General features: G+C 34.6%; 14 protein-coding genes. 4 read left to right on the top strand and 10 right to left on the bottom strand.

The window, feature by feature from the left end:
* Nucleotides 1-84: 84 nt before the first annotated feature.
* From BR43_RS13355 to BR43_RS13330, 6 genes are all read right to left on the bottom strand, one after another.
* On the bottom strand, nt 85-867 hold the full coding sequence (locus BR43_RS13355) for a MurR/RpiR family transcriptional regulator (protein ID WP_245617866.1): 783 nt from the start codon (nt 865-867) through the stop codon (nt 85-87).
* A gap of 85 nt (nt 868-952) precedes the next feature.
* Entirely contained in the window at nt 953-1687 is a 735-nt protein-coding gene (locus BR43_RS13350) for a GntR family transcriptional regulator (protein ID WP_342668051.1), read from the bottom strand.
* A gap of 110 nt (nt 1688-1797) precedes the next feature.
* Nucleotides 1798-2622 (bottom strand): PTS system mannose/fructose/sorbose family transporter subunit IID, encoded by an 825-nt coding sequence (locus BR43_RS13345; RefSeq protein ID WP_034562746.1) that lies wholly within the window; start codon nt 2620-2622, stop codon nt 1798-1800.
* On the bottom strand, nt 2623-3423 hold the full coding sequence (locus tag BR43_RS13340; RefSeq protein ID WP_051933965.1) for a PTS mannose/fructose/sorbose/N-acetylgalactosamine transporter subunit IIC: 801 nt from the start codon (nt 3421-3423) through the stop codon (nt 2623-2625).
* A 629-nt stretch (nt 3424-4052) separates the two neighbouring features.
* Nucleotides 4053-4547, bottom strand: coding sequence for a PTS sugar transporter subunit IIB (locus BR43_RS13335; protein ID WP_034562742.1), 495 nt, complete (start codon nt 4545-4547; stop codon nt 4053-4055).
* 18 nt (nt 4548-4565) lie between these two features.
* Nucleotides 4566-4991 (bottom strand): PTS sugar transporter subunit IIA, encoded by a 426-nt coding sequence (locus BR43_RS13330; RefSeq protein ID WP_034562740.1) that lies wholly within the window; start codon nt 4989-4991, stop codon nt 4566-4568.
* Nucleotides 4992-5216: 225 nt separating this feature from the next.
* Here BR43_RS13330 and deoC point away from each other — a divergent pair, with 225 nt between their 5' ends.
* The gene (gene deoC, locus BR43_RS13325) at nt 5217-5927 is read left to right on the top strand and encodes a deoxyribose-phosphate aldolase (RefSeq protein ID WP_034562736.1); all 711 of its coding nucleotides are present in this window, start codon (nt 5217-5219) and stop codon (nt 5925-5927) included.
* 236 nt (nt 5928-6163) lie between these two features.
* Here deoC and BR43_RS13320 read toward each other — a convergent pair whose 3' ends face one another.
* Complete coding sequence (locus BR43_RS13320; RefSeq protein ID WP_034562733.1) at nt 6164-6517, bottom strand: MerR family transcriptional regulator; 354 nt, start codon at nt 6515-6517, stop codon at nt 6164-6166.
* A 114-nt stretch (nt 6518-6631) separates the two neighbouring features.
* Here BR43_RS13320 and BR43_RS13315 point away from each other — a divergent pair, with 114 nt between their 5' ends.
* The 3 genes from BR43_RS13315 to BR43_RS13305 all read left to right on the top strand — a co-directional run bounded on the left by BR43_RS13315 (nt 6632) and on the right by BR43_RS13305 (nt 9057).
* Nucleotides 6632-7402: an SDR family NAD(P)-dependent oxidoreductase gene (locus tag BR43_RS13315; protein WP_034562729.1), complete on the top strand. Its 771-nt coding sequence runs from the start codon at nt 6632-6634 to the stop codon at nt 7400-7402.
* Nucleotides 7403-7647: 245 nt separating this feature from the next.
* A complete protein-coding gene (locus BR43_RS13310; RefSeq protein ID WP_034562726.1) occupies nt 7648-8262 on the top strand; it encodes a M12 family metallo-peptidase in 615 nt (204 codons plus the stop codon).
* A 15-nt stretch (nt 8263-8277) separates the two neighbouring features.
* A complete protein-coding gene (locus BR43_RS13305) occupies nt 8278-9057 on the top strand; it encodes a hypothetical protein (RefSeq protein WP_034562724.1) in 780 nt (259 codons plus the stop codon).
* Nucleotides 9058-9082: 25 nt separating this feature from the next.
* On the opposite strand, the gene BR43_RS19255 is transcribed toward BR43_RS13305, so the two are convergent.
* From BR43_RS19255 to BR43_RS13290, 3 genes are read right to left on the bottom strand one after another with little or no spacing between them, the layout of a single operon-like run.
* Complete coding sequence (locus tag BR43_RS19255; RefSeq protein ID WP_051933964.1) at nt 9083-9739, bottom strand: Type 1 glutamine amidotransferase-like domain-containing protein; 657 nt, start codon at nt 9737-9739, stop codon at nt 9083-9085.
* A gap of 24 nt (nt 9740-9763) precedes the next feature.
* Entirely contained in the window at nt 9764-10555 is a 792-nt protein-coding gene (locus BR43_RS13295; RefSeq protein WP_034562723.1) for a GNAT family N-acetyltransferase, read from the bottom strand.
* 51 nt (nt 10556-10606) lie between these two features.
* On the bottom strand, nt 10607-11167 hold the full coding sequence (locus BR43_RS13290; RefSeq protein ID WP_034562721.1) for an acyl-CoA thioesterase: 561 nt from the start codon (nt 11165-11167) through the stop codon (nt 10607-10609).
* Nucleotides 11168-11306 lie beyond the last annotated feature (139 nt).

Genomic DNA, 11306 nt, shown 5'->3' with positions numbered 1-11306 from the left:
TTAGTATAGCTAAACCCTCCGAATAAAAAGCGTTTTCAGAAAATTATACCTCACAACAAAAAAAATACCTCTTTGAGTAAAATTTTACTCAACACTAGGTATTTTCGTTAATAATTGTTCAAAAATAAGATTACTTACAGTATAGAGCATTAGTCTTGAACGTAGTTTTTTACGATGTACAGGGTTGTTGTATACTTGTAAAGAAATCGTGCTAAGTCGGCTTAAAGCATTGGGATTCATCGTAGTTACTGAAATAATATGAGCTTGACTATTTTTTGCTTTAATCACCACTTCATTGACCTCTTCATCATTTCCATTTAGTGAAAAGACTAAAAGAATATCCCCTTTACTCACAATTCGAGCAATCCGTTCAATTGAAAATTTATCGGAGTATTCATTTGACCAAAAATCAATTAGTTTTAATTTGCGGTTAAACTCAGAAGCAACTTCTGAACTAGAACCAACGCCTACACAGAAAATCCTTCTGGTGCCAATTAATAACTCACACACTTGATTGATTTTCTTTTCATCTGCCATATCTAGTGTTCGTAGCATTTCACTTTTGACATTTCCAACAATCTCTTGGAAGTCAGACTGCTTTTTTTCTGTTGGATTTGCTGTCTCAATTTCCTTCAAAAAGGCATATTTCAAATCATTAAAGGTAGTGTAACCTAATTTTTTACATGCCCGAATCACGGTTGTATTAGACACGTATAGCTCATCACTAATATCCTTTAGTTTTAACTTTTGAATATCTGAAAATGCTAAGATATAATCAATAACTCCTTGTTCAGCTTCAGAAAGCTTTTCATAATGTTGATTAATAATTTGATAGATAGTAGCCAATTTTACTATACTCCATTTCATGATTCTACATTTTAACAGCTGTTTTATTTATGTTCATTATACTTGATTTAAACGATTCCAGCTACACCAAATCGGTTTTTCATGACTATTCTGTGGTAATCTCAAATTCAAAAGAATTTAAATCTCCGCGGTATTTTGAAATTGAATATTCTACAGGAATCTTTTCCTTGGTAAAACCAGTAGAATGAAAATAAAAAATCGGATCATTTTCCTCAATCGATAGTAAATCACTAGTTGTTTCATCCGCTTTTAACACGTCTAACTTGCGCTTAATTGAAGAAACAGGATAGCCCATATCGCTCATGATCTGATACAGAGAATTTTTTTCAAAATCAACCGTTAAAAAGCCTTTAAATAAATGAGCTGGCACATACGTTGTTACTAACACAACAGGTTCTTCAAGCGCATAACGCAAACGCATTAACTTAAATATTGGAGCTCCTTCAACTAAAGCTAAACTCTCTGCCACTTCAAAATTAGCAGAATCCTTTTTCAAAGAAAGTACAGTTGTCTTAGGAATCAAGCCTTTTTGTAACATCTCCGATTCAAAACTTTGAATCACTTGAGTAAAAGCTTGATCAATTTTTTTACGTTTTACCATTGTGCCTTTGCGTTTTTTGCGTTCCAAATACCCATCAGCAACCAGAACCGAAATCGCTTGTCTGACTGTTGGACGACTAACTTGGTAAATATCTGCCAACTCTAGTTCAGTGGGAATAATTGTATTTTCGGGATAAAAACCCGATTCTAGTTTATTTAGTAAATCATCCTTAATCATCTTATGCAAGGGTTGGCTACTTTTCTTTACTGGCTTATTCACAACAAACAGCTCCTTTATCGTCTCTTCTATTATATGATGGAATCTCTTACATTTCAAACAAAGCTTACACAAAAAAACTAGAGAGCCGTAGCATCTCTAGTTAAGCGTCCTTAAAAAATCCCAATTACTACACCAACTGCTGAAATCCCAGTTAGAATCAGAATGACTTTGGTTGCAGTCATTTTCTTAGAAGAAAGTAGCCACCAAGCAAGAAGTACCATCAATAGTGGCAATAATTTTGGAAAATTGCTATCTAAAATTTCTTGTAATTTTTGCGTTGTATCGCCGTAAGGAATGTTAATCTTCGTTTCCAAAGTAACGTAGGACGCTGCCAGCCCACCGACAACCATAACGCCCAATAGATTAAATGCATCTCGCAAACGTTTTGAATTCTCACCAACTAAGGAATCAACTGCCGTTAAACCTAGTTTATAGCCATTTTTAAAGGCAAATAATGAAATCAAAACTCCGGCAATTCCATAAGTAATCATATAAAATACTGGTCCAATGGCGCTCCCACCACTTGCTAATCCCATCCCAATTGATAAGAGAATTGGCACCACAATGCCTTGCATAATCGCGTCACCAATTCCTGCTAAAGGTCCCATTAAAGTTGCCTTAACAGAAGTCACCATCTCTTCTGGAACATCTTCACCCATTCCAATCTGCTCTTCTAAAGAAGCTGCAATCCCTACAATTAAGGAACCGGTTTGTGGTTCAGTATTATAGAACAAAGAATGTCTTTCAAGCAAACTTCGATAAGCTTCTGGATTATCTTTATAATATTTTTCACCTAAAGGAGACATTAGATAGGCCCAGTTGTGACCTTGTAATTTTTCATAACTCATTGACGATAAATGAAAGAATCCCCAACGTCGCCACATTTGATTTAATTCTTTTTTCGTTAATTTCCCGCCTTTTTGCTCCATTTCCATCTAAATCACCTCATCCTCTTCTTCGATTACAGCTCCACCAGTCGAACCTGTACTTAGGTACACAATATACGCAATTAATGCTGCGATAAATACTAAAGCAATCATATTCAATCCTGCAAATGCCATCAAAACAAATCCACCAAAGAAAAATAGCAAATTTACTTTTTCCTTAATCACAATACTCATCAGCATCGCAATTCCTAAAGCTGGTAAGACGCCACCTAAGACTGAAATTGTATCTGTGACAACTGCTGGTACGCTATTAATCAGCATATCAACAAACCCTTTTCCAAAGAAAATTAAGATAAAAATTGGCACTGCTCGAATAAAGAACGTTGAAATTTGTGGATAAAGCACATGATTTAAATAAATACCTCTTGTATCAATCCGGCTTGCGGCGTCATCAGCACGTTTGTTCCAATAAGAATAAACCGCCATCCGTGTATTATAGAAAATAAGTCCAAAAGTTTGCCCAATTAAAATAGCTAATGTCACTGCAATCGCCGGATCTTTTGTAGTAGCAAGAGCAATCCCGATCCCCCCATAAGCTGCATACGTAATCTCACTATTCGTTGCACCACCCGTTGATAAATTGGCAATAAATACTGCTTGAACAGCCAAGCCACATAATACTCCAGCTTGAACATCACCAAAGGCCAAACCTACTAAAAGCCCTGCAACCAATGGTCGTCCAACAATATAAAAACCACCGGTCATTCCAAACAACCAAGGCGTTTCAATCGCACCTAAATAACAGAATATGCCACACAATAGTGCAGGTAAAAATAATGCTCCATTCATCTTCATTCCTCCTCGTATAAAAAGTTGAGGGTTCTATGTTAGCTTCGACTGAAAAATAGGAAAATAGACTGAAAGTGTCTCTTTACTTTCCTTCTATTTTATCTTTTTTCTGAGAAGCTAGAACCCGAAACTAGCCCAATTAAAAGTTGAGAGGGTTTGATAGTCTTGAAAAAAAGATAGGAAATTCATGCAAAATGCTTTTTATTTTGCTTTGAATTTATCTTCTTTTCAAAAGACTAACCCTCGAAACTAGCCCAATTAAAAGTTGAGGGTTCTGTGTTAGCTTCGACTGAAAAATAGGAAAATAGAGTGAACGTATCTCTTTACTTTCCTTCTATTTTATCTTTTTTCCGAGAAGCTAGAACCCGAAACTAGCCCAATTAAAAGTTGAGGGTTCTGTGTTAGCTTCGACTGAAAAATAGGAAAATAGAGTGAAAGTATCTCTTTACTTTCCTTCTATTTTATCTTTTTTCCGAGAAGCTAGAACCCGAAACTGGCCCAATTAAAAGTTGAGAGGGTTTGATAGTCTTGAAAAAAAGATAGGAAATTCATGCAAAATGCTTTTTATTTTGCTTTGAATTTATCTTCTTTTCAAAAGACTAACCCTCGAAACTAGCCCAATTCGTTGATTACATTTGATCATATTTAGCTTTTAATTTGCTCCACGGCGTTGCGCTATCATCTGGTAATAATTGGAAACTCACCTTTACGCCATTACTTTCAATAGAATCAAAGGCTTGATAATCCGCTTCATCAATAGCAACTGTTTTCCCAAGAATTTTCGTATTGGGTCTTGTATTCATGGGTCCAATATTTAACTCGGTTCCAAAATCCGCCCCCAGTTCCAATAATTTCTGGAAATTAAGTGGTGAATTGCTAATTAAAAAATAACTATTTTTCGCAACTTTGGCCTTTTCAATCTTCTCCAAAGCTTCTTCTAATGTATAAATTCCCACTTTTACTCCGGTTGGAGCTGCTGCTTTTAAAACTTTTGAACGAAATGGATCAGCAGCAATCTGATCATCCGCTACTAAAATCCCATCACAATTTCGATATTTTGCCCATCTCGTTGCAATTTGTCCATGAATTACTCGATCGTCTACTCTTACTAATGTAATTGGCATATGATTCACTCCTTTTATTTATAAATCCAGTTCATTATCTGTTTCTTCTGCCATATCTAATAAAATAACAGATTCTCTCCCAGCTTCAACAGCAACCGCTGCTAAACGAATTAAGTTCTCTTCAAACTGCGCTGCCAAGCTAACTTCAATCAACATTGGCAAATTAACCCCAGTTACTAAGTGCATACTTACTTCGTGTTCTAATAAATAACGATAACACTCATTAAATGGAGTGCCACCTTTTAGATCACAACAAATTAAAATCTGCTTGTATTGCTGATTTAGCTGATCCAATAACTGAACTAAGCGCTGTTGATAATTTTCAATTCCTTCATTGTCTAAAGCAATTGAGTAAACATGCTGATTTTTGCCAGCAATCATTTCTAGACTATCTACCATTCCAGCACTCATTAAACCATGTGATGTTACAACAATTCCAATCATTTATCATTCTCCTTTCTAATTAATGAAATTACATAACGTGCGAAAACAAATAATATGTAATTACTTTATATTTAAATCATACAAAATTAAGAAAGCGGTGTCAACTGTTTTTTAGATGTTTATTCACTAAAAAATCTTTTTTAAATGAAAGTAACGATTTATATTGACAAATTGATAGATGATAAACTATTGTATAAGTAATGACATATTAAGGAGTGAAGCAAAATGGCAACTTACACATTAGAACAATTAGCTAAATTTATTGACCATACAAATTTGAAAGCTGATGCCACACATGAAGATATGGTGAAACTTTGCGATGAAGCCAATCGTTATCAATTTAAAATGGTCGCAATTAATTCAGGGCAATCCAATCGATGCAGCCAACTTTTATCTGGAACAGGTGTTGATATTGGCGCTGCAATCGGCTTTCCATTAGGACAAACTTCCATTGCGTCAAAAGTATTTGAAACAGAAGAAGCCATTCAAAGTGGGGCAACTGAAATTGATTATATGATCAACATTACTGAACTAAAAGCAAAAAATTATGCTTTTATGGAAGAGGAAATGGCTCAAATTGTCGCAGTTTGTCGCAAGCACAATATTTGTTCTAAAGTTATTTTTGAAAATTGCTATTTAACTAAAGAAGAAATTATTAAAATGAGTGAAATCGCAAAAAAAGTCAAACCAGATTTTATTAAAACATCAACTGGATTTGGCACAGGTGGCGCTACATTTGAAGATGTTCAATTAATGAAACAAACTGCTGGTGATGAGATTAAAGTTAAAGCTGCTGGGGGAATTCGTGATGTTGATACATTCTTAAAAATGATTGCATCTGGTGCAGAAAGAATTGGTACTAGTTCCGGTATTCTGATTATTGAAGAGTTAAAAAGTAATTTTGCTAAACAAGGAATTACTGAAATCGACATTTAAACCAAAAAAGCTAGTCCAATTCTACATCCGGAATTGGACTAGCTTTTTATTGCTTCATTTGCTATCAATTAATTATTTTTATAAGCTACAATCAGAACACTTATGAACGTCATTAAAATAAACAACTGAATAAAAATATGTGCCGGTAGTAACGCATCTAAAAATAATAGGGCTATAAATACTAGCAACCCAACTGTTAACCAACTCTTTTTTCGTACCAGTTTTACCACCCCTCGCTAAATAGATTTCTGATAAAACTCAATTTTACGATCCAAATTGCTTAAATTCTCACTTAATTGCTGCAAATCCATTACTACTTGTATACGATGTTCCTCCAATAAAGCTAAACGTTCTGGCATCGTTGACTCCCCTTCATAACGCAGTTTTGCATATAATTTCATTTTCTTTATTGGCATACCAGTGTCCTTTAATTTTTTTACAAATGCCACCCAAACCAAATCCTCATCATTAAAAATTCGATGACCTTGAGAGTTTCGTTCAACTTGAATAATCTCTTCTTGTTCATAATAACGAATGGTATCAGGTGTTAGTCCGGTTTTTTTTGAAAATGCACCAATTGTTAGCGACATATGCTTCATTCTCCTTCTTAACTCTTGACTTCGGGTTCACTCCAGATGCTACTCTTTAAAAGTAGTATACCATTTAATTTATTTGCTACAACTAATTATTGAGGAGGAAATAGGATGAAAAAATATGTATTGATTACTGGAGCTAGTTCTGGAATTGGCAAATCAGCTGCCGAAGCATTTGCCAAACGCGGAAAACATTTAATTCTAGTTGCCCGTAGAGAACAGTTATTAAAAGAGGCAAAAATAGAAATCCAAGAACGTTATCCACATGTAGCTATCATTTTAATACCAATGGATTTAGGTGATCCAGCCGCATTAGTCCCATTCTATCACTCATTAAAATCATACTCTATTGAATGTTTCATTAACAATGCAGGATTAGGGATGTATGGTGAGGTTGCTACCCAAGATATCCAGCGAATTCAAGATGTTTTGAATTTAAATACCCATGCTTTAACAATCTTATCGACTTTATATGCCCATGATTATCACGATGTAGAAGGATCTCAATTAATTAATATTTCATCAGCTGGAGGCTATGTAATGGTTCCTGATGCCGTTATTTATTGTGCTACTAAATTTTTCGTAAACGCATTTACTGAAAATCTAGCGAAAGAGTTAATCTTCAATCATTCAAAACTACGAGCAAAAGTATTAGCTCCGGCTGCTACCAAAACAGAATTTGGTATGAGAGCTAACCAAGTTGAAGACTATCAGTATGATACTGCGTTTTCTAGATATCATACAAGCACAGAAATGGCTGATTTTTTATTAAGCTTATATGATAGCCATGCTATTATTGGAAGTATCGATCGAGAAACCTTTACATTCCAATTATCTGACAATCAATTTCCTGATGCCTATCAATCTAAAAATAATCAATAATTTTTAATCAAACAGGTAAACGCTTTAGGAATAGCATTTATCTGTTTGATATATGTCAACTTTATGTCTGTTTATAAATAACTATTTCTTCATATTTTTTTCATAGTAATAGTTTATTCTCAAGTGAATACAAATAAATTAAATAACAGTTCTATATAAAATAATTAAATAATTAAATTTTTATTAAATTATTTAATTTACAAAAATATCACTTTATATTATTATAGTATAAAGGAGGTGTTAAAATGAAAAAATTTTTTAGTTTATTATTTTTATTATTGTTTATATCACTATCTGTATACGAAAGTATCGGAGTTGCCGTTCGACCATGGGTAACCTTTTATGATGGCAGAAACAGGTTCACGAACGGTATAGGAAATTACGGACGAAATACACAGTACTATTGGGTATCAACTGGTATTGGTAGCGCAACAGAAACAATCGATGGGGCTATGAGTAAGTGGGTTAACAGTAACGGAACAGGAGTATATACTCCCATATCTTATAGGAGAACCGGCACTCAATCTAGTAGCCTTATAGATTTCCAAAAAGTACCTTCTAGAGCTGATAACAGCTCAAAAGGAACTGTTGCTTGGACAAGTTTTTGGAATGGTTCTACACAACAAATTCCAGCAGCACATAAACATTGGAATTGGGCACAGATAGAATTGCACAATAGATATTTCTCATCAAATAGTACTATTCAAATGAGAGCCATGGCGCATGAAATAGGTCATGCTTTTGGATTAGATCATAATCCCGATTCAACATCAAAATTAATGTATCCATCTAATATTTCATCAATGCCAACAGGACCAGTTACTAGTGAACTTCAAGGTATTAATTGGTTGTATAAATAGAAGGAGGTAATTTATATGAAAAAAATAATACTAACAACATTATTATTATTTTCTCTTGTCGGTTGTAAAAATAATACTGATCAAACAAAAGAAAATATTTTGTCAAAAGAGTCAAATTTAAAACCTGCAATTGAAACCAAACAGACAAAAATGGATGCAAAAGCTTATGACTCTGCTGTAAAAAAAGCACAAGAAAAAAGCAATGAATTAAAAGAAGATTACTTACAAGCTGAAAAAATGAGTAAATCTGCGTTTACAGATAGTGTTTTAAACTTAGAAGATATGCAATCAAAGACTGATTTAGGTGTTCAAGGCGTTGTAATTGATAGCAATCCTTACATCGATATTGAAGAAAATTTCCAAGATGGAATCGGTCGAACGCGCTTAACATTTCTGGTCAATCAGGTTTTATACGGCGATCAAAGCTTAGTTGGGCAAACCATCATCATTTATCAGCCAACTGGCTTTATCACGAAAAGGCAACTAGGTCTGCAAAATAAATTCCCTGAAATGAGTGATGAAGAATTAAATAGCCCCATGCTCTCTGAAGTTAATGGTGTTGCTCCGCTTGCAACAGGTACAGAACTCATTGCTTATTTAGCTAAAGATTTAGAAGGTGATGAAGTGATGTATGGCTTTTATTCAATTAATTTAACGATGTTTGATAAAAATGAAGCGACTGGTGAATACCAACAAGTGAATCCAGAAATTACAGAAGAAACTCCAGAAAATGCTGATTATTTTACAGAAACAAAACAATTGAATGAAGAAGTTAATGAACTTATAGAAGACTAAATTAATAAAGAAACCAGCTACTAGTTCAGCTGGTTTCTTTAGGATTATGCTCAATATAAATCGTTCCAAAAAAGCGCGGTTTCCCATTTTCAAAAACGAGATAGCTATCATCATCAATCCCATAGCCTAATGAAACACCTGTTCTTTTAATACCCAATCGTAACATTCGATGTTCCCGCCACTTAGAGTAATGCGCACTAATCACAGCATCCTTTACTAAACCTAGCCCACGTTTCACACGGATTCCAAAAAAGTTATCCTTATGAGAAATCAACATAGTTTCTGGCATAATTAAACTTCCCGCTGAAAAACCCATTAATGGAGTTCCATCTTGGTAAGCTTTAACCAATGCTTTTTTCACTTTTCCTTTAGCAAAAATCCGATAATATTTTAAAGTAACCCCAGAACCAATCGCAATTACGTCAGCTTTTTGAATCTCTGCTACTAATTCAACCGTCGTCACTCGATCTCCCACAACAATCTTCACATCAAAAAAGCCACTATCATAAAAAGCTTCACGGAATTTTTGATCGTATTTTAAAGCTCCACCATGACGAATCGTTAAAAATAATATTCGACTTTTTGGTTTTAAGCCTTCCGTAGCATAACGCACAATTTCCAAGCTAGGCGGTGGCGACCCTCCACCTAAAATAATTTTTTTAACTTTCTTTTTCCCAAGCATATTCTGCCGCCTACTTTCTTTTAACTATTCTTTCCCCTTTTTATCCAATAAGATCCAGCGATCCAAATCAACAAAGCCTAAGCGGTGATAAATCTTACCCGCTGCTGGATTATTAAAGAAAAGACAAGCTGATTTTTTTTGCTGTCTGCAATGCTCAACTAAACTTGCAACAATTGCAGAACCGTATCCGCTACTACGTTCACTTTCTAGCGTTGCAATCCCCACAATCATCCCAGACGTTTGACTTTCTACAGCAATTTGACCACCAGAAACTACTTCACCTTGTTCATTTTTAATAATTTTTATAGTTGTTGTCCCGTTTTCCAATGCTTCCACGATATCTTCCATTGTCTGGATTGTTTTATTAAAGGCGGCATTTTGTAAGGCTAAATAACTTGGAATATCCTTTATTTTCAAGTCAGTTACTAACTCCATTTGCAACGGTTTTACTCGTAATTCCTGACATTCAGCAAAGAAAGTTGTTTCTTTATGAAACTCTGGAAATTCAGCTGCATACAAATCCAAGATCGCTTTACGGCCTGATAAATAACGAACATTTCCTTGCTCTTTAATACAGGTTACAAATTCAGAAAAACCATTAAAGTCAACATCATGAACTGGAATGATATTATTTTTATAGCGCAATAATACTCCACTGATTTCCTTATCCGTATCTAAATATGCCCAAATATCCTGATCTGGAGAATTAAATCCATACGTTTCAATATCTCCAATAATAAATAAATTCAATGCTGGTTGTTGATTTAAATAATTCAATAATATGTCATTGTGTTCTTCTGTACACTTGATTAACATGCTCGCTTCCTCCCACTCTACTAAAGTCATTTTTTTACTGTTGCAGATTCATTAATCAGTAAACTCGCTCCAACCTTTTGTCATCCAAGGAACTGCTAACGTTACCGTTTCAGCAAATTCTTCATTAAATTGACGAATGCTTACTCGTTTTTTTCGACGTTGGTCATATCCGTCACAAACCATCCGCTCTTCAATTGTCTGAGGTTCAATTAAAGGAACTATAATAGTCGGGCTTTCTTCTGTTGGCAACGCAACAAACGTCATAAAACTAGTCGCGGCTAAATAACGTTCACCCGTTAAAAGCACTTCGCCTATCACCTTCGCAAAAACTTCAATTGAAGATTTCCCAACACCCGTTACATATGTTTCAACACAAACCGAATGATCTTCATGAATCGGATGCAAAAAGTCTAAAGAATCCGTTGAGGCTGTAACACATACGCCTCGACTATGACGAGTTGCCGAAATTGAAGCGGTATCATCAATCAAACTCATTAACTTCCCGCCAAACAATGTTTTATGCTGATTCAAATCATATGGAAACACTCGATGGGTTTGTACCACGCGTGATTCTCGACATGTTTTTATTTTTCGTTCTTGTTCTTTACTCATAAATAACCTCCATTACTAACGTTCTCCCCTTTATTATAGCACAGCCAAGAAAAATTCAGATAAACAAAGCCTAGTCTAAAACAAGCAAATTCTAGCGATTCTTTAAGCTTTTTTAACGAAGTTATTATATACTTTAGTT

Origin of the sequence: Carnobacterium gallinarum DSM 4847 (assembly GCF_000744375.1) — a bacterium.
GTDB lineage: Bacteria > Bacillota > Bacilli > Lactobacillales > Carnobacteriaceae > Carnobacterium > Carnobacterium gallinarum.
This window is presented reverse-complemented; position numbering and strand designations above follow the sequence as displayed.

What these genes read in the sequence shown, in the direction of transcription:
- BR43_RS13355 (WP_245617866.1), bottom strand. Translation starts at nt 867, where the DNA reads ATGAAATGGAGTATAGTAAAATTGGCTACTATCTATCAAATTATTAAT.
- BR43_RS13345 (WP_034562746.1), bottom strand. Translation starts at nt 2,622, where the DNA reads ATGGAAATGGAGCAAAAAGGCGGGAAATTAACGAAAAAAGAATTAAAT.
- BR43_RS13340 (WP_051933965.1), bottom strand. Translation starts at nt 3,423, where the DNA reads ATGAATGGAGCATTATTTTTACCTGCACTATTGTGTGGCATATTCTGT.
- BR43_RS13335 (WP_034562742.1), bottom strand. Translation starts at nt 4,547, where the DNA reads ATGCCAATTACATTAGTAAGAGTAGACGATCGAGTAATTCATGGACAA.
- BR43_RS13330 (WP_034562740.1), bottom strand. Translation starts at nt 4,991, where the DNA reads ATGATTGGAATTGTTGTAACATCACATGGTTTAATGAGTGCTGGAATG.
- deoC (WP_034562736.1), top strand. Translation starts at nt 5,217, where the DNA reads ATGGCAACTTACACATTAGAACAATTAGCTAAATTTATTGACCATACA.
- BR43_RS13320 (WP_034562733.1), bottom strand. Translation starts at nt 6,517, where the DNA reads ATGTCGCTAACAATTGGTGCATTTTCAAAAAAAACCGGACTAACACCT.
- BR43_RS13315 (WP_034562729.1), top strand. Translation starts at nt 6,632, where the DNA reads ATGAAAAAATATGTATTGATTACTGGAGCTAGTTCTGGAATTGGCAAA.
- BR43_RS13310 (WP_034562726.1), top strand. Translation starts at nt 7,648, where the DNA reads ATGAAAAAATTTTTTAGTTTATTATTTTTATTATTGTTTATATCACTA.
- BR43_RS13305 (WP_034562724.1), top strand. Translation starts at nt 8,278, where the DNA reads ATGAAAAAAATAATACTAACAACATTATTATTATTTTCTCTTGTCGGT.
- BR43_RS19255 (WP_051933964.1), bottom strand. Translation starts at nt 9,739, where the DNA reads ATGCTTGGGAAAAAGAAAGTTAAAAAAATTATTTTAGGTGGAGGGTCG.
- BR43_RS13295 (WP_034562723.1), bottom strand. Translation starts at nt 10,555, where the DNA reads ATGTTAATCAAGTGTACAGAAGAACACAATGACATATTATTGAATTAT.
- BR43_RS13290 (WP_034562721.1), bottom strand. Translation starts at nt 11,167, where the DNA reads ATGAGTAAAGAACAAGAACGAAAAATAAAAACATGTCGAGAATCACGC.